Below are 17,995 nucleotides of genomic sequence, written 5' to 3'. Positions count from 1 at the left end.
TGCCCAACCCAAACCCTCATGCCAAGCGGAGTCGAAGCATGAAGTGTTTTTATTATCCGAAGCCATCCTTCTACAATTTTCCAATGAAACTCATCCGCTACGGCCAACCCGGTCACGAGAAGCCGGGCGTCATCATCCAGGACCAAATGTTCGACGTTTCGGCCTTTGGCGAAGATTACAACGAAGCGTTTTTCACCACCAATGGCCTGCAACGGCTCGCCGAATTCCTGCAAGCGCACGAAGGCCGGCTCGCGTCCATTGCCGCCGATGAGCGACTCGGCCCGCCCGTGGTCCGGCCCTCCAAAATCCTGTGCATCGGCCTGAACTACGCCGACCACGCCCGCGAAACCGGGGCTACGCCGCCGCCCGAGCCGGTGCTGTTCATGAAATCGACCACGGCTTATGTGGGACCGAACGACGACCTCATTATTCCCAAAAACTCGACGAAAACCGATTGGGAAGTGGAGCTGGCCGTGGTCATCGGCAAGCGCGCATCTTACATCTCAGAGGCTGATGCACCTGCCTACATTGCCGGCTACGCGCTGCACAACGACGTGTCGGAGCGTGAGTTCCAACTGGAGCGCAGCGGCACCTGGGACAAGGGCAAGAGTTGCGATACCTTCGCGCCCGTTGGCCCGTTCCTGGCCACGCCTGATGAAATCAGCGACGTAAACAACCTACGCCTCTGGCTCTCAGTGAACGGCCGGATGGTGCAGGATGGCACCACTGCCAATCTCATTTTCAAGATTCCCTTCCTGATTTCCTACCTCAGCCAGTTCATGACGCTGCTGCCCGGCGACATCATCTCGACCGGCACACCCGCTGGCGTGGGCCTTGGCATGAAGCCGCCCGTATACCTGAAGCCCGGCGACATTGTGGAGCTGGGAATTGACGGCCTCGGCACCTCGCGCCAGGAGGTAAAAGCTTATTCGCCGGCGTAGCGGACAATCCCAGAAACGCAGAAAATCAGGCCTCCCCACCACTAATTTGCTAGTGAGGAAGCCCGCTTTTCCAACCTGATTCCGACTAAATGTAGCGGTTAATCAGGTTCTCCAGATACTCCTGGCGGCCGCTGGTCACAGCCGGCTCGCCGTTGGCGGCGGCGTAGTCGCGCAGCTGCTCCAGCGTAAGCTGGCCCTGGGCAAACTGCTGGCCCGCGCCCGCGTCGAACGAGGCGTAGCGCTGCTGGCGAATTTGCTTATAATCAGATTTTTGCAACACGTTATCAGCTGTAATCAGCGCCCGGGCAAACAGGTCCATCCCGCCGATGTGGGCGTGGAACAGGTCCTGCACATCGGTGGAGTTGCGGCGGATTTTGGCGTCGAAATTGATGCCACCGCCTTGCAGGCCGCCCGCCTCGAGCAACACCAGCATGGCCTCGGTTAGCTCGTAGATGTCGTTTGGGAATTGGTCGGTATCCCAGCCGTTCTGGTAGTCGCCGCGGTTGGCGTCCATGCTGCCCAGCATCCCGGCATCGGCCGCTACCTGCAGCTCGTGCTGGAAGGTATGGCCGGCCAGGGTGGCGTGGTTCACCTCCAGGTTCAGCTTGAAATCGTCGAGCAAATCGTACTGCCGCAGGAAGCCGATAACGGTGGCCGCGTCGTAGTCATACTGGTGCTTGGTGGGCTCCATCGGCTTGGGCTCGATGAAGAAATTGCCCTTGAAGCCCTGCTGGCGGGCGTAGTCGCGAGCCGTGTGCAGGAAACGGGCGAAATGTTCCTGTTCGCGCTGCATGTTGGTGTTCAGCAAGGACATATAGCCCTCACGACCGCCCCAGAACACGTAGTTTTCACCGCCTAGCGCGATAGTTGCATCGATGGCAGCCTTCACCTGGGCCGCACCGTGGGCCAGCACGTGGAAATCGGGGTTGGTAGCCGCTCCGTTCATGTAGCGACGGTGCGAAAACAGGTTAGCCGTGCCCCAGAGCAACTTCAGGCCGGTTTCCTGCTGCTTTTGCTTGGCGTATTCGGTCAGGGTGTGGAGGCGGCGCTCGTTGTCGGCCACGTCGTTGGTGTAGTCCACCACGTCCACGTCGTGAAAGCAGTAGTACGGCAGGTTGAGCTTGGTGAGGAATTCGAACGCGGCGTCCATTTTGGCCTTGGCGCGGGCGATGGGGTCTTTCTGCGAATCCCAGGGAAACAGGTGCGTGGGCTCGCCAAACGGGTCGGCTCCGGAGCCGTTGAACGAGTGCCAGTAGGCCCCGGCAAAGCGCAGCCAGTCCTTCATTGGCTTGCCGGCTACCACCCGCCCGGCATCATACCAGCGGAAAGCGAAGGGATTATCAGATTCCAGTCCCTCAAACTTGATTTGAGGAATATCAGCAAACAGCGTTTTGGATGTTGAGCTCATGCGATGAGGGGAATGAGGCAGATGTTGAATACTAATAAATAGAATTATGCCAGAGGCAACGCTGCCGGCATCGACGCTGGTAGCAGCGCTAGCAGCACCTTCCGCCACCGCTGATAGGCAGCCTCACAAGCTGGCGCGTCGGCATCGGGATACACGGTGCGCAGTGGCGGTACGGCGCGGAAAGCCTCAGCCGGCGTGGCGTAGTAACCCGCCCCGATGCCTGCGCCCAGGGCCGCGCCCACGCTGCCGTCGGTTTCGTAAAGTTCCACAGCCAGTCCGGTGGCATTCACAAAAGCACGCGTAAACAGCTCACTTAGAAACATGTTGGTATGGCCGGCGCGCACTACCCTAGGGTGCAGGCCACCGGCGCGCATTACATCGAGGCCGTAGCGGAAGGCGAAGGCCACGCCCTCCTGCGCGGCCCGCAGCAAGTGAGCAGGCGTGTGCACATTCAGGTCAAGCCCATGAAAATGGGCCCCTACGGGATGGTTGGCCAGCATGCGCTCCACGCCGTTACCGAAGGGCAGACAAAGCAGCCCAGCGCTGCCCGCCGGGGCCTTGGCTGCCAGCGCATTGGCCCCGTGGTAACTCAGCTGCGGGGAAAAAGTTTGCTTGGCCCAGCGGTTCATGCTGCCCGCGCCATTGATGCAGAGCAATACGCCCAGCCGGGGCTGTGCCCGGGTGTGGTTTACGTGCGCAAACGGATTTACCCGCGATTGTGCATCCACAAATAGCTGGTCGGTCACGGCGTAAATCACGCCCGAGGTACCGGCCGTAGCGGCTACTTCGCCGGGCTCCAGCACGTTCAGGGCCAGGGCGTTGTTGGGCTGGTCGCCGGCCTTGTACGCTACGGGGATGCCGGGCGTAAGGCCCAACTCGACCGCCACCTCAGGCCGAAGCTGGCCGTGCGCCGAAAACACGTCCTGCCCCGGCGGAATCAGCTTTTTGTCGAACCCAAAAAAGTCCAGCACCTCGCCAGACAGCCCGTGACGGGCAAAATCCCAGAATATCCCCTCGGACAGCGCCGATGGACTGGTGGTGGCCATGCCGGTGAGCTGCAAGGCCAGGTAGTCGCCGGGCAGCATAATGTGGTCGATTTGGGCGTAGAGTTCGGGCTCGTTTTCGCGCACCCAGGCCAGCTTTGCGGCGGTGAAATTGCCCGGCGAATTCAGCAGGTGCGTCTGGCAGTATTCGTTGCCCAAGGCCTGCTGCGCGGCTTCGCCGTAGGGCACGGCGCGGCTGTCGCACCAGATAATGGCATCGCGCAGGGGCTGACGGTTTTTATCGACCACCACCAGCCCGTGCATTTGGTAGGCAATGCCAATGGCCCCAATTTCGGCCGGATTGTAAGAACCCGAGGCGTGGGCTTTCTTGATGGCCCGGTGGGCATCGGCCCACCACTGGCGCGGGTCCTGCTCGGCCCAGCCGGGTTGGCGCACCACGATTTTGCGCTCCGTGTCGGGGTAGCTGGCAGCAGCCAGCACACGCCGCGTCGCGGCATCCACCACCGAAACTTTGATGGAAGACGTACCTAAATCAATGCCGAGAAGCAACATAAAATTTACGCTAAGTCATTGCCGAACAATATGCCACTACCGTCCCATCCAGCCGCCATCCACGGTGAGGATGGTGCCGTGCACGTAATCCGAAGCGGCCGAGGCCAGGAATACGGTGGGACCTTTGAAATCCTCGGGCGTGCCCCAGCGGCCGGCCGGAATGCGGCCCAGAATGGTCTGGCTGCGCTCCTCGTCCTGGCGCAGGGCGGTGGTGTTGTCGGTGGCGATGTAGCCGGGCGCAATGGCGTTCACATTCACGCCCCGGCCGGCCCATTCGTTGGCCAGCGCCTTCACCAGGCTGCCGAGGGCACCCTTGCTGGCCGCATAGCCCGGCACGTTGATGCCGCCCTGAAACGTGAGCAACGAGGCCGTGAAAATGATTTTGCCGCTGCCCTGGCGCAGCATCTGGCCGCCAATGGCGCGGGCCAGCCGAAACGGCGCGTCGAGGTTAATGGCCAAGACGTCGTCCCAGTCCTGGTCCGAATGTTCGGCGGCGGGGGCGCGGCGGATGGTGCCGGCGTTGTTGATGAGGATGTCGATGCGCGGAAAAGCCTGTTGCACCTGCGTGACGAAGGCATCGGTGGTGGCGCGCTGGCTGAAATCAGCTTGGTAGGCGTGGAATTCGCGGCCCAGCGCCCGCACCTGGCGGCCGGTGTCGCCACCATCGGCTGCCAGCGTGGCCGATACGCCAATGATGTCGGCGCCGGCCTCGGCCAGCCCCAGGGCCATGGCCTGGCCAATGCCTTTGTTGCAGCCGGTTACCAGCGCAATTTTGCCAGTCAGGCTGAAGGCGGAATTACTACTCATGCAGGAAGGGCTTGCTGAAAAATGCGACCGCCCAAAAGTAGCGCCGTCCGTCCGGCGCACTCTTCCGCACTCTACTGGATTTTATTGGCGTTTGGGCCGTGCATGTGTTGTAATCCGAGCCGGGTGAATAGCTTTAACAATGCGCCTGCACCACGCCAAGCATCTGCAAACCAGAAAAATGAAGCAATACTGCTCGAAAAATAATTGCACCTTGCAGAAGCTTTAATTGGTCTGCTTGCGCAGCTAAAACGCCTCCTGAATCATGAAAAAAACGCTTTTCATTGGCTTATTGGGGCTGATTGCCGCCTTGAGCAGCACGGGACCTGCTTTCGCCCAAAATACACCGGCGGTCAGCCACGTCGCGCTCTACGTTTTCGACCTGCAGAAAAGCGTGGATTTCTACGGCAAGGTGCTGCAATTGCAGCAGATTCCGGAGCCGTTTAAGGACGGCCGCCACGTCTGGTTCCGGATGGGGCCGCACAGCCAGCTGCACATCATTCAGGGCGCGGCCAAAGTAGAGCCGCACGACAAGAACCTACACCTGGCTTTCAGCGTGAAAGACCTAAAAAAATTCACCGCCCACCTCGACCAGCTCGGCACCACCTACGGTAGTTGGGCCGGGCTGGCCCGGGAATCGACGGCCCGGCCCGATGGCGTGAAACAGGTGTATCTGCAGGACCCGGACAACTATTGGGTCGAAGTGAACGACGACCCGTTTTAGCCCCGCGCCTACCAGCCCGGCCGGTACGTGCGCTTCACAAACTGGTTGGCCTCCTCGAAGTTGGTGACGCGCAGCTGCTGCGGGTCCCAGAGCAGCTCGATGCCGCGGCCGGGATAGTCGAAGCCCGCGCCAGTGGTTCTGGGACGCTGAATGTCGTAGCCGCGAATGGCGAGGTTGGCCATGAGCAGGGCCTCAGTGAGCGGGCCGGCCAGCTCGAAAGGCGAGCTGACAGCCTTGTTGCCGTAGCCGGCCAGGCACGCCTCCACCCACTGGCCGTAGTGGCCGTTGGCACCGTCGGGCACGCGGGCCAGGGTGGGTTTTACGTGGACTTCGTTGGTGCGGGAGGTGGGCAGCAGGCGCGGGTCGGCCGAGTAGGTGCTGGCCATCATTTTGCCCTTTTTGCCGATAAACAGGATGCCATTGCCACCGTCGCCAAACTTCTCGTTGGGGCCTAATTCTTCGGGCCGTTCGGGCTGAATGCCGCCGTCCATCCAGTGCATCGTGACTTCGTGCTTCGTCTTATTGGTTTTTGGGAAAGTGAGCGTGACGTGGCTGGACGGCGGGCAGCTGTCGGGAAAATAGCCGCGCTTAAACTCGTCCACATACACGCTGCCCACGCTGGCCTGCACCGCCGTAGCATAGCCCAGGTTCAGCACCCGAAACGGCGCTTCCATCAGGTGGCAGCCCATATCGCCGAGCGCGCCGGTGCCGTATTCCCACCACCCGCGCCAGTTGAAGGGCACCAGCTTGTCTACGTAGGGCCGCTGGGGCGCAGTGCCCAGCCACAGGTCCCAGTCCAGCTCTTTGGGCACGGTGGTGGCCGGTGGGGGCCAGGCAATGCCCTGCGGCCACACCGGCCGGTCGGTCCAGCAATACACCGTATGCACCTCGCCGATGAGGTGGGCATCGTACCATTCCTGCAGCTGCCGCACGCCGTCGCCGGATGCGCCCTGGTTGCCCATCTGGGTCACCACCTTGTAGCGCTTGGCGGCTTCGGTGAGGGCGCGGGCTTCGTAGATATCGTGGGTAAGAGGCTTTTGCACGTAAACGTGCTTGCCCAGCTGCATGGCCGCCAGGGTAATAACGGCGTGGTTGTGGTCGGGCGTGGCCACCGAAACGGCATCGAAATTCTTGCCTTCCTTGTCGAGCAGTTGCCGCCAGTCCTTATAGTACCTGGCCTGCGGAAACGCCTGCACCGAGCGGGCCGCGCGCCGGTCGTCCACGTCGCAGAGGTAGCCGATGCGGACTTTGCCGGTTTTGGCGTGGGCAGCCAGGTCGCTTTCGCCCTTGCCGCCCACGCCCACGCCAGCCACCACCAGCTGGTCGCTGGGCGCGGTGAAGCCCCGGCCGCCCAGCACGAAGCGCGGCACAATCATAAACACGGCCGCAGCGGCAGCGCCCTGCTTTAGGAATTCGCGCCGCGAGGGTACTTCGGGAAGGTTATTCGGCGGCGTTTCGGGAAGGTTATGCATTGCTAAAGACTGGGAATTTGCCGTTTGGAAAGAAAGTCGGAAAGTCCGCTGACAAGACCAACCAAATTATTAACAATAAGACCTTTGTATTGTCACAAAATCCAATCTGCTAGTCTGTTGAATTTCGGACTTACTACCTTGGTAAGTGGGTGGACACTCATGCCTAGCAATATTATGTAAATAATTGGTCCCGTTGTGATTGGCCGGCAACAAATTATTTTATATTTGCTCGCACTGCATGGCTGGTGTTGCTCGCCGGCCAGATACCGGTTGATGGCACTCCGATTGGTTCCTTTCTCTCCCACATCATTTGCTAGCGTAACATGGAAAAAAATACGTACGATGCCATTGTCATCGGGTCGGGTATCTCGGGTGGCTGGGCCGCAAAGGAATTAACAGAGAAAGGCCTCAAAACCATCATGTTGGAGCGGGGTCGCAACGTGGAGCACATCAAAGACTACGTGAACGCCAACAAGGCCCCGTGGGAATTTGAGCACCGGGGCGGCAAAACCCAGCAGATGATTGCCGACTACCCGGTATTGAAGCGCGACTACACCCTTAACGAGACCAACCTCAGCTACTGGGCCAGCGATAAGGACAGCCCTTACGTGGAGATTAAGCCCTTCGACTGGTTCCGGGGCTACCAGGTGGGCGGCCGCTCGCTGATGTGGGGCCGGCAGTCGTACCGCCTGAGCGACTTCGACTTCGAGGCTAACCTCAAGGACGGCATCGCTGTGGACTGGCCCGTGCGCTACAAGGACATGGCTCCGTGGTACAGCTACGTGGAAAAATTTGCTGGCATCAGCGGCTCAAAAGAAGGCCTGCCGCAGCTGCCCGACGGTGATTTTATGCCGCCCATGGAAATGAATGTGGTGGAAAAAGACGTAGCCGCCCGCCTTAAGAAGCACTATGCACACCGGCGCATGGTCATCGGGCGCACGGCCAACATCACGGTGCCGCACCACAACCGCGTGAATTGCCAGTACCGCAACAAGTGCTGGCTGGGCTGCCCGTTCGGGTCGTATTTCAGCACGCAGTCGGCCACGCTGCCGGCCGCCGTGGCCACGGGCAACCTCACGCTGCGGCCGTTTTCCATCGTCACCAAAATCCTCTACGACAAGGACACCAAGCGGGCCAAGGGCGTGGAAGTGCTCGACGCCGAAACCAACCAGACCGTTGAATACTACGCCAAGGTCATTTTCCTCAATGCTTCGGCCCTGAATTCGGCCTGGGTGCTGATGAACTCGGCCACCGACGTGTGGCCCGGCGGCCTGGGCAGCAGCAGCGGCGAGCTGGGCCACAACCTGATGGACCACCACTTCCGGGCCGGCGCGCACGGCGACGTGGAGGGTTTCGAGGATAAATATGTGTACGGCCGCCGCGCCAACGGCATCTACATTCCCCGCTACCGCAACCTGTTCGGCGACAAGCGCGACTACATCCGCGGCTTCGGCTACCAGGGCAGCGCCGGCCGCGAAGGCTGGGGCCGCGAGATTCCGGAGATGAGCATCGGCGGCGACTTCAAGGACGCCCTCACCGAGCCCGGCAAGTGGACCATGGGCATCACCGGCTTCGGCGAAACCCTGCCCTACCACGACAACCAGATTTCCCTCGACAAAAACAAGAAGGACAAGTGGGGCTTGCCCGTGCTGGCCATTGATGCCAGCATCCGCGACAATGAGCAGAAAATGCGCATCGACATGATGGCCGACGCTCAGGAAATGCTGGAAAAAGCGGGCCTGAAGAACGTGAAGACCTACAACAACGGCTACAACCTGGGCGGCGGCATCCACGAGATGGGCACCGCCCGCATGGGCCGTGACCCCAAAACGTCGGTGCTCAACGCCCATAATCAGGTCTGGGATGCTCCCAACGTGTTTGTGACCGACGGCGCGGCTATGACCTCGGCCGCCTGCCAGAACCCCTCGCTAACCTACATGGCCCTCACGGCCCGCGCCGTGGACCACGCCGTGAGCGAGCTCAAAAAGCAAAACCTGTAAGAATGCTGATTAGTGGTTAACGGTTAGTGGCTAATTATTTTTAACACTAACCGTTAACCACTGACAACTAACCACTAACCGCCCCGTTATGAACAGAAGAGACGCCCTGGCCCGCGTGGCCATTATCATGGGTGGCACCGTTATCGGAGCCGAATTTTTCCTGAGCGGCTGCTCCTCGCCTGCGAAGAAGGAAGATAAAGATGCCGGTGAGACTCCGGCGGCCAAAGAAACCAAGTCGTTTCTGGATGCCAAGCAGGTGGGTTTGCTGGATGAAGTGGGCGAAACCATTCTGCCGGCCACCAAAACGCCGGGAGCCAAAGCCGCCCAGGTTGGCAGTTTCATGAGCGTAATGGTGCGCGACTGCTACACGCCCGCCGACCAGAAAATCTTTCTTGACGGCCTCACCAAGCTCGACCAGGACTGCCAGAAGAAGAATGGCAAAGGGTTCCTGGCCTGCGACCCGGCCCAGCGCACCGCTTTTCTCACTGCCCTCGATGCCGAGCAGAAAGCCTTCACCCAAAACAAGCAGAAGGATGACCCGGCCCACTACTTCCGCATGATGAAGGAGCTCACGCTGCTGGGCTTTTTCACCTCCGAAGTAGGCGCGACGAAGGCCCTGCGCTACCTGCCCGTGCCCGGCCGCTACGATGGCAACGTGCCATATAAAAAAGGCGACCGCGCCTGGGCAACTACTTGATTGACCGTCGGAAACCGTCATGCAGAGCGCAGCGAAGCATCTTTACTGCAATAGTAAATAATTGCGTTGTGCGGTAAAGATGCTTCGCTGCGCTCTGCATGACGGTCAATTTCCGAGTGCTTCTAAATCCTTCCCGTCCAACCTTCCTGCCTATGACGCCCGCCATCCGCTTTAAGCTGTCCCTGATGATGTTCTTGGAGTTCTTCATCTGGGGAGCGTGGTTTGTGACGCTGGGCACCTACCTGCTGCACAACCTGCACACCACCGGCACGCAGGTGGGCAGTGCGTTTCTCACGCAGTCGGTGGGCGCCATCGTGGCCCCATTCATCATCGGGCTGATTGCAGACCGGTTTTTCTCGGCCCAGAAAATTCTGGGCGTGTTGCACCTGCTGGGCGCGGCACTGCTCTGGCTGGCCTCGCGGGCGGGCGATTTCTCGGCATTCTACCCTTATGTACTGACGTACATGATAGTGTACATGCCCACGCTGGCGCTAGTGAACTCCATTTCCTTCCGCCAGATGCAGAACCCGCAGAAGGAGTTTGCCTCCATTCGGGTGCTCGGCACGCTGGGTTGGATTATCGCCGGCATCACCATCGGCTGGCTGAACTGGGAGCAGAGTGGTAACCTCGGCCTCACGTTTCAGATGGCGGCCGGGGCCTCTGCGCTGCTGGGCCTGTTCAGCTTCACGCTGCCGCCCACGCCACCCGTCAAAAAAGCCGGTCCTGCCACCATGGGCGAGCTGCTGGGCCTGGAAGCCATCGGATTATTGAAGAACCGCTCATACCTGATTTTCTTTCTGGCCTCGGTGGCCATCTGCGTGCCGCTGTCGTTTTACTACGGCTTCACCAATCCGTTTTTGAATGAGACGGGCATGAAATCGGCCGCCGGAATTCAGAGCTTGGGACAAGTTTCGGAAGTGCTGTTTATGCTGCTGATTCCGGTGTTTTTCATGCGGTTGGGCGTGAAGAAGATGCTGGCTATTGGCATGCTGGCCTGGGTGGTACGGTACATTTTCTTCGCCTACGGCAACGGCGACTCGAACTATTGGATGCTGATTGCAGGCATCGTGATGCACGGCATCTGCTACGATTTCTTCTTCGTAACTGGGCAGATTTACACCGATAACCTCGCCGGTGAGCAGTCGAAAAGCGCGGCCCAGGGCTTCATCACGCTGGCTACCTACGGGGTGGGCATGCTCATCGGCTCCCTCCTCTCGGGCCAGATTGTGGACGCGCACAAAACCACCGGCGACCTCCACGATTGGCACACCATCTGGCTGATTCCGGCCGGCATTGCGGCCGTGGTGCTGGCCGTGTTCGTGCTGCTTTTTAAAGACCAGAACGCCCCCGCGCCAGCCGAAGATATCAGCTATGCCGAGGCCAACGCACGACTGGAGGTGTAGAGACGCATATTTGCGTCTCATCGTTAGCTCCGCTGGCCTTCGGTTGAACGCCTTGCGACAGCGCTGCTCAATGATTCCGTTTAACGACGAGACGCAAATATGTGTCTCTACTTCTAGAGTCACACTTTCCCTATGAAACTACGACTGGGCATGATTGGCGGTGGACAGGGCGCTTTCATCGGCGGCATCCACCGCATAGCCGCCGCCCTCGACGGCCTGTATGAGCTCACCGCCGGCGCATTCAGCAGCGACGCGGAGAAGTCGCGGGCCACGGGCGTGCTGCTGAATCTGGCTCCCGACCGCGTGTATGGCTCCTTTGCGGACCTGATTATGCAGGAAAAGCAGCGGCCCGAAGCGGAGCGCATTCAGGTTGTGGCCATCGTCACGCCCAACCACCTGCACTTCGAGCCCGCCAGGCTGGCGTTGGAAAACGGCTTCCACGTCATCCTCGACAAGCCGATGACTTTCTCACTGGCCGAGGCTAAGCAGCTGAAAGAAATTGCCACCGCCAGCGGCCGGAAACTTGCTCTGACTCACACCTACACCGGCTACCCAATGGTGAAGGAAGCCCGTCAACGCATTGCCGCCAATGCCTTTGGTCCCATCCGCAAGGCCTACGTGGAGTACCCGCAGGGCTGGCTCAGCGCCTTCGAGGAAGGCACGGATAACAAGCAGGCGGCTTGGCGCACCGACCCCGCCCGCAGCGGCATCGCCGGGGCGATGGGCGATATTGGCACCCACGCGTTTAACCTGTTGGAATACGTGACCGGCCTGCAAGTAGAAAAGCTATGCGCTGATATCAATACCGTGGTGCCGGGCCGCCGGCTGGATGATGATGGGGCAGTTTTGCTTCGGCTATCCAATGGCGCGAGTGGCGTGCTGGTAGCCACCCAAGTAGCGGCCGGCGAGGAAAACAACGTCCGCGTGCGGGCCTACGGCGACAAGGGCGGGCTGGAGTGGCAGCAAGTGGACGCCAACACGCTGCAAGTGAAGTGGCTGGACCGCCCCACCGAAATTCATCGAGCAGGCACGGGCTACGTCAGCTCCTTCGCACAGCATAATTCCCGCACTCCCGCCGGCCATCCCGAGGGCTACCTCGAAGCCTTCGCCAACATCTACCGCAACTTCGCCCTGACCTTGCAGGCCGAAATGGCCGGCCAGACTGCCCCGCCCGAAGCCCTCGACTATCCAGGGCTAGACGAAGGAATCCGGGGCATGGCCTTCATCGAAAACGTCATTGCTTCGGGCCATTCCGATAAGAAATGGACTGAATTTACCGTCTGACCAGCCCATGACTACTATCCAGGGACCTGCCGTTTTTCTGGCTCAATTCATTGGCGATGAAGCGCCGTTCGATAGTCTGGCCGGCATTTGCGCCTGGGCCAAAGGCTTGGGTTTTCAAGGCGTGCAGCTGCCCACCAACGACCCACGCTTTATCGACCTGCAAAAAGCGGCCGAAAGCCAGACCTACGCCGACGAAATTCGGGGCATGGTGAATGCCGCCGGGCTGGAAATCACCGAATTATCTACCCACTTGCAGGGCCAGCTGGTGGCCGTGAACCCGGCTTACGACCAGCTGTTCGACGGCTTCGCGCCCGAGGCCTACCGCAACAATCCCAAATCGCGGCAGCAATGGGCCGTGCAGCAGCTGAAATACGCCGCCAAAGCATCACAAAACCTGGGCTTGAAGGCGCTCGCCACGTTCAGCGGAGCACTGCTGTGGCCCATGCTGTACCCGTGGCCGCAACGCCCGGCTGGCTTGGTGGAAGATGGTTTTGCCGAGTTGGGCCGCCGCTGGCTACCGATTCTGAACGCCTTCGACGAGTGCGGCGTGGACTTGTGCTACGAAATCCACCCCGGCGAGGACCTGCACGATGGCGTGACCTACGAGCTGTTTCTAGACCAGGTGCAGCAGCATCCGCGCGCCTGCCTGCTCTACGACCCCTCGCACTTCGTGCTCCAATGCCTTGATTATCTGGAATACATCGACATCTACCACGAGCGGATTAAGATGTTCCACGTCAAGGATGCGGAGTTTAACCCTACCGGCCGGCAGGGCGTGTATGGCGGCTACCAAAGCTGGCTGAACCGCGCCGGCCGTTTCCGCTCGCTGGGCGATGGGCAGGTCGATTTCAAGGCCATTTTCAGCAAGCTCACCCAGTATGACTTCCCCGGCTGGGCCGTGCTGGAGTGGGAATGCGCTCTGAAAAACGCCGAAGACGGCGCCCGCGAAGGCGCCCAATTCATCAAAGACCACATCATCCGCGTCACGGATAAAGCCTTCGACGACTTCGCCGCCACGGCCCCCAACCCGACTCTCAACCATTCTCTGCTCGGAATTTAACCGCCTCCTTCCCATGAAAAAGACTGCTTTACTCCTCAGCCTCAGCGCCCTGCTGGCCGCCTGCGATTCGGGGTACAAAAAAGACGGCCCCGATGAAGTGAGCCAACAGGCCGCCTCATCGGCGGAGCTCAAGAGCGACAGCACCACCGGCGCCAACGTGGCGGCCGTAGCCGAGCAACCGCAGGTGGACACCAGCACTTCGAAGATTGGCACCGGCCACAGCGGCGGCCTGGTGGCAAACGGCGCCAAGCTGATAGCCGCTTCGGACTGCGCCAGCTGCCACAAGGAAAAGGAGAAGCTAGTAGGCCCCGCCTACGCCGATGTGGCGCAGAAATACACAAGTAACGAGCCTAATATCAGCATGTTGGCTGGCAAAATCATTCAGGGCGGCTCGGGCAACTGGGGGGCCGTGCCCATGACGCCGCACCCCGGCGTGACGGAAGCCGACGCCCGGGAAATGGTGAAATACATCCTGACCTTGAAATAAAGCCGTCCGTTATGGCCTCGCCTCCCACCCGCCGCACGGCGCTCAAAAATATTCTGGCGGGCACGGCGGCGGCCGGGGCCGCGGGGGCGCTCGGCGCATTTGTGCCCGTTGAACAACCGCTGGAAACGCCCGCCTTGAAAAACAACATCAACCATTCGGTGTGCCGCTGGTGCTACAATGATTTGTCGCTCGACCAGCTGTGTGCGGCAGCCAAAAGCATTGGCATCAAGGGCATTGACCTGGTGGGGCCGAAAGAATGGCCGACGCTGAAGAAGTACGGCCTGGATTCACCGATGTGCAACGGGGCCGAAATCAACCTGACCGATGGCTTCAATGACCCGCAGTTTCATACCACGCTTCAGAAAAATTACGCCGAGATGATTCCGAAAGTGGCCGCGGCGGGCTACAAGAACCTGATTTGTTTCAGCGGGAGCCGGCGGGGCAAGGACGACGCCACCGGCTGGGCCAATTGCGTGCAGGGCCTGACGCCCCTGCTGGAGCTGGCCGCCAGGCACAACGTGGTGCTGGTGATGGAGTTGTTGAACAGCAAAATCGACCACAAGGACTACCAGTGCGACCGCACCGCCTGGGGCGTGGCCCTGGCCAAAAAACTGGGTTCTGAGCATTTCAAGCTGCTTTTTGACATCTATCACATGCAGATTGACGAGGGCGACATCATCCGAAATATCACCGACAACCACGCCTACATCGCGCACTATCACACCGGGGGGGTGCCCGGCCGCCACGAAATTGACGAAACCCAGGAACTGTATTACCCGGCCATAATGCGGGCTATTGTAGCCACGGGCTTCAAGGGTTACGTGGCGCAGGAATTCATTCCGAAGCAGTCAGATAAGCTGGCCTCGCTGCGCAAAGCCGTGCAGCTGTGCGACGTGTAGCGCGCCCGCTTTCTCGCCATATCTCCCACCTTCCAATCCTTTTTCTGATGAAAACCCGCCTGTTACTCACCGCTCTGCTGGCCGGCAGCCTGGGAGCCGCCCATGCCCAGCAAACCGCCAAACCCGAGGATACGGAAGTGTATGAGCCCGTGCCCAAAGTGGTGACGCCCGGCAAAAACATCGGCGATGCGCCTTCCGACGCGCTGGTGCTGTTCGATGGTAAAAACCTCGACCAGTGGGTGCTCACCAGCGACCACAAAGCGCCGGCCAGCTGGACGGTGGCGGGCGGCGTGATGACGGTGAAAAAGGACGTGGGCAATATCGAAACCAAGCGCAGCTTTGGCAACTACCAGCTACATCTGGAGTGGCGCATTCCGGCCAATATCACCGGCACGGGGCAGGCCCGGGGCAATAGCGGCCTGTTTCTGGCCTCGACGGGCAACGGCGACCTGGGCTACGAGCTGCAAATCGTGGACGCGTACCAGAACAAAACTTACGTGAACGGCATGGCCGGCAGCCTCTACAAGCAGGCCATTCCGCTGGCCAACCCCGCCCGCAAGCCCGGCGAGTGGCAGACCTACGACGTGGTCTGGACCGCGCCCGTGTTCGGCGCGGGCGGCGCACTGGTGACGCCGGCCTACGCCACGGTATTTTTCAACGGGGTGCTGGTGCAGGACCATACCGCCCTTACCGGCCCCACGCAGTACATCGGCAAGGCCTCGTACCAAACCGCGCACGGCCCCTCGCCCATCAAGCTCCAGGCCCACGGCGACAAGAGTGAGCCGCTGAGCTTCCGCAACATCTGGATTCGGGAACTGCCGATGGCGGCGGCGAAGTAGGCCAGCGGCTTATCAACGGATGCGGCAAAAAGGAACGGTCATGCTGGCGCTCAGCATGACCGTTCTGCTTATTGTTTACTCCCCTTCTACACCAAATTCTTCTTGATGTAAGCCAGGCTTTTAGCAGCACTATCGAAGGGTGAGCCGGGCGTGATGTCCTGCTCCACGAAGAAGTATTGCAGGCCGGCTTCGTTGGCGTGGGCGAATATCTTTTTGAAGTCGATGCTGCCGTTGCCGACTTCGGTGAAGGAGTGCGGGGCGGCTTTGTCCATGTCCTTGACGTGCCAGAGCGGGAAGCGGCCGGGGTGCTGCTTGAACAACGTGAGCGGGTCGTGGCCGGCCTTGGTGGCCCAGTAGAGGTCGAGCTCCATTTTCACCAGTTTGGGGTCGGTGGCCAGAAGCAGGTCGTAGGGCAGCTTGCCGTTTTGGGCCACGAATTCGAAGTCGTGGTTGTGGTAGCAGAGCTGGATGCTGGCTTTCTGGCAGCGTTCGCCGGCTTTGTGGAGCTGGTCGGCGATGGTCTTGTAGTGGTCAAGGTTGCCGCGCTCGGCTTCTGAGAGGTAGGCGCACACCATGTATTTCACGCCAGCGGCGGCGGCATCGTCCACGGCGCGGTCCCACTCGTGGAGCATGGTGCCCATGGCTGGCGCGCCGTTCATCTGCTCCTCGCCAAGGCGGTAGTGGCTGCTGGGCATTATCAGGCCGTTTTGCTTGAGCAGGGCGGCGAAGGCCTGGGGCGTCATGCCGTAGAATTTCTGACTGCCGGTGTAGGTAGCGCCCTCCAGCGAGTTGTAGCCCATTTCGGCCAGCCGCGCCAGGGTGCCGGCGGGGTCCTTGGCCATGGCATCGCGCACGGTGTAGAGCTGTAGGCCGATGTACTTTTTGTTGTAGCCCTTGTCGCGGGCCAGCAGGGCCGGTGATACCAGCAAACCGGCCGATAGCAGCGCGGCCGAAGTCAGGAAATTTCTACGGGAATTCATGGAGCGGCGTGGGTTGAAGGATGAATTAAGGCGAAGCCAAGATAGGGATTAACAATTACTTGCGGCTAATGCAAAACTTCATAATCGTGCCAGAACGGGCGCTACCACCGGCAGCGCCCAGTCGAGCACCAGCACGCCCAGCAGCCCCACCACCGACACAATGGTTTCCATGGCCGACCACGAGCGCAGCGTGTCGCGAATCGAGAGGTTGAAGTACTGCTTAAACAGCCAGAACCCACTGTCATTCAGATGAGAAAACAGCAGGCTGCCCGCCCCAATGGCCAGCACCATCAGGTTGGGGTTGACACCTGAATGCGCCATTGTGGGCAGCATCACGCCGGCCGCCGTGAGGCCCGCCACCGTGGCCGAGCCCAAACACACCCGGATGAGGCCCGCCAGCAGCCAGCCCAGCACCAGCGGGGGTAGCCCGGTTCCATTCAGGCCGGCGGCAATGGCTTGGCCCGCTCCACTTTCCACCAGCACTTCCTTCAGCGCCCCCGCCCCGCCGATGATGAGCAGCAGCAGCGCCACGTCGCGCAGGGCTTCGCCGTAGGTTTCCATCACGGCGGCCATCGTTTTGCCCCGGCTGCGGCCCAGGCTGAACGTGGCCACGCCCACCGAAAGCAACATCACCATGCCCGGGTCGGCCAGAAACGCGAGGGCCGGCGCGAGCGGGCCGCCGGGTGGCAGCACCGCCTGCAGCCCCAGCACGGCCGCCAGCACCAGCACCGGCAGCAGCGACGAGAGGAAGCTGTTGGCCCGCCCCGGCAGGGCACTTTCGGGTCGCGCCTCGCCCCCAAACCCCGCCAGCGGCGCGGACACAATGCCCCGCAACGTGCGCGCGTACAGCGGCCCGGCCACCACCACGGCCGGCACCGCCACCAGCAGCCCGTAGCCAAACGTGAGGCCCACGTTGGCATGGAACAGCGCCACCAGCGCCGTAGGGGCCGGGTGCGGCGGCAGGAAACCATGCAGCACCGAGAGGGAGGCCAGCATGGGCAGCCCCACGTACACAGCCGGCAGCCGGTACTGGTACACCACCGAGAATATCAGCGGGATAACCAATAGGAAGCCCACGTTATAGAACAGCGGAATGCCGATGATGAAGCCGGTCACCATCATCGTCCACTGAATATTTTTCGGGCCGAAAGCCTGCATCAGCACGGCGGCAATGCGCTGGGCCGCGCCGCTTTCGGCCACCAGCTTGCCCAGCATGGCCCCCAATACTACCACCAGCGCGACGGAGCCCAGCGTATCGCCGAGGCCTTTTTGCACGGCGGCCAGCACCTGCGCGGGCGGCAGCCCCAGCGCCAGCCCCGCCGGAATGGTGACCAACAGAAACGCCAGAAACGCATTGACTTTGCCCCAGCTGCTGAGGACGATAAGCGCCAGCACGGCCAGCACAATGATGAGGATGGTCATGCCGCAAGGTAGCCCGCCG

The 17,995-nt window shown here is 60.8% G+C and carries 16 protein-coding genes; 10 read left to right on the top strand and 6 right to left on the bottom strand.

Features of this window, described 5'->3' with window-relative positions; all coding sequences use genetic code 11:
- Nucleotides 1-83 precede the first annotated feature (83 nt).
- Nucleotides 84-941: a fumarylacetoacetate hydrolase family protein gene (locus ACYVM5_RS17145; protein ID WP_460619323.1), complete on the top strand. Its 858-nt coding sequence runs from the start codon at nt 84-86 to the stop codon at nt 939-941.
- Between the two features lie 85 nt (nt 942-1,026).
- On the opposite strand, the gene xylA is transcribed toward ACYVM5_RS17145, so the two are convergent.
- From xylA to kduD, 3 genes are read right to left on the bottom strand one after another with little or no spacing between them, the layout of a single operon-like run.
- Nucleotides 1,027-2,349: a xylose isomerase gene (xylA, locus tag ACYVM5_RS17140; RefSeq protein WP_460619322.1), complete on the bottom strand. Its 1,323-nt coding sequence runs from the start codon at nt 2,347-2,349 to the stop codon at nt 1,027-1,029.
- A 44-nt stretch (nt 2,350-2,393) separates the two neighbouring features.
- Nucleotides 2,394-3,905, bottom strand: a complete 1,512-nt coding sequence (locus ACYVM5_RS17135) for a xylulokinase (RefSeq protein ID WP_460619321.1) — start codon at nt 3,903-3,905, stop codon at nt 2,394-2,396.
- 36 nt (nt 3,906-3,941) lie between these two features.
- Entirely contained in the window at nt 3,942-4,712 is a 771-nt protein-coding gene (gene kduD / locus ACYVM5_RS17130) for a 2-dehydro-3-deoxy-D-gluconate 5-dehydrogenase KduD (RefSeq protein ID WP_460619320.1), read from the bottom strand.
- Between the two features lie 262 nt (nt 4,713-4,974).
- Between kduD and ACYVM5_RS17125 the strand changes: the two genes are divergently transcribed.
- Nucleotides 4,975-5,433 carry a VOC family protein gene (locus ACYVM5_RS17125; protein ID WP_460619319.1) on the top strand — a complete coding sequence of 153 codons (459 nt, stop codon included), beginning with the start codon at nt 4,975-4,977 and terminating at the stop codon, nt 5,431-5,433.
- A gap of 8 nt (nt 5,434-5,441) precedes the next feature.
- On the opposite strand, the gene ACYVM5_RS17120 is transcribed toward ACYVM5_RS17125, so the two are convergent.
- On the bottom strand, nt 5,442-6,905 hold the full coding sequence (locus tag ACYVM5_RS17120) for a Gfo/Idh/MocA family protein (protein WP_460619318.1): 1,464 nt from the start codon (nt 6,903-6,905) through the stop codon (nt 5,442-5,444).
- A 323-nt stretch (nt 6,906-7,228) separates the two neighbouring features.
- Here ACYVM5_RS17120 and ACYVM5_RS17115 point away from each other — a divergent pair, with 323 nt between their 5' ends.
- The 8 genes from ACYVM5_RS17115 to ACYVM5_RS17080 all read left to right on the top strand — a co-directional run bounded on the left by ACYVM5_RS17115 (nt 7,229) and on the right by ACYVM5_RS17080 (nt 15,574).
- Nucleotides 7,229-8,905 carry a GMC family oxidoreductase gene (locus tag ACYVM5_RS17115; protein ID WP_460619317.1) on the top strand — a complete coding sequence of 559 codons (1,677 nt, stop codon included), beginning with the start codon at nt 7,229-7,231 and terminating at the stop codon, nt 8,903-8,905.
- An 88-nt stretch (nt 8,906-8,993) separates the two neighbouring features.
- Nucleotides 8,994-9,602 carry a gluconate 2-dehydrogenase subunit 3 family protein gene (locus tag ACYVM5_RS17110; RefSeq protein WP_460619316.1) on the top strand — a complete coding sequence of 203 codons (609 nt, stop codon included), beginning with the start codon at nt 8,994-8,996 and terminating at the stop codon, nt 9,600-9,602.
- A 152-nt stretch (nt 9,603-9,754) separates the two neighbouring features.
- On the top strand, nt 9,755-11,005 hold the full coding sequence (locus tag ACYVM5_RS17105; RefSeq protein ID WP_460619315.1) for a nucleoside permease: 1,251 nt from the start codon (nt 9,755-9,757) through the stop codon (nt 11,003-11,005).
- Nucleotides 11,006-11,137: 132 nt separating this feature from the next.
- Complete coding sequence (locus ACYVM5_RS17100; protein WP_460619314.1) at nt 11,138-12,289, top strand: Gfo/Idh/MocA family protein; 1,152 nt, start codon at nt 11,138-11,140, stop codon at nt 12,287-12,289.
- Nucleotides 12,290-12,296: 7 nt separating this feature from the next.
- The gene (locus ACYVM5_RS17095; RefSeq protein ID WP_460619313.1) at nt 12,297-13,349 is read left to right on the top strand and encodes a sugar phosphate isomerase/epimerase family protein; all 1,053 of its coding nucleotides are present in this window, start codon (nt 12,297-12,299) and stop codon (nt 13,347-13,349) included.
- Nucleotides 13,350-13,362: 13 nt separating this feature from the next.
- Nucleotides 13,363-13,836 (top strand): c-type cytochrome, encoded by a 474-nt coding sequence (locus ACYVM5_RS17090; RefSeq protein ID WP_460619312.1) that lies wholly within the window; start codon nt 13,363-13,365, stop codon nt 13,834-13,836.
- Nucleotides 13,837-13,847: 11 nt separating this feature from the next.
- A complete protein-coding gene (locus ACYVM5_RS17085) occupies nt 13,848-14,735 on the top strand; it encodes a hydroxypyruvate isomerase family protein (protein WP_460619311.1) in 888 nt (295 codons plus the stop codon).
- A 47-nt stretch (nt 14,736-14,782) separates the two neighbouring features.
- Nucleotides 14,783-15,574 carry a 3-keto-disaccharide hydrolase gene (locus ACYVM5_RS17080; RefSeq protein WP_460619310.1) on the top strand — a complete coding sequence of 264 codons (792 nt, stop codon included), beginning with the start codon at nt 14,783-14,785 and terminating at the stop codon, nt 15,572-15,574.
- A gap of 86 nt (nt 15,575-15,660) precedes the next feature.
- Here ACYVM5_RS17080 and ACYVM5_RS17075 read toward each other — a convergent pair whose 3' ends face one another.
- Both ACYVM5_RS17075 and ACYVM5_RS17070 read right to left on the bottom strand, forming a co-directional pair.
- Nucleotides 15,661-16,554, bottom strand: coding sequence for a sugar phosphate isomerase/epimerase family protein (locus tag ACYVM5_RS17075; RefSeq protein WP_460619309.1), 894 nt, complete (start codon nt 16,552-16,554; stop codon nt 15,661-15,663).
- 78 nt (nt 16,555-16,632) lie between these two features.
- A complete protein-coding gene (locus ACYVM5_RS17070; protein WP_460619308.1) occupies nt 16,633-17,976 on the bottom strand; it encodes a transporter permease in 1,344 nt (447 codons plus the stop codon).
- Between the last annotated feature and the right edge of the window lie 19 nt (nt 17,977-17,995).

The sequence above is a fragment of the Hymenobacter ruber genome, assembly GCF_054783255.1.
This window is presented reverse-complemented; position numbering and strand designations above follow the sequence as displayed.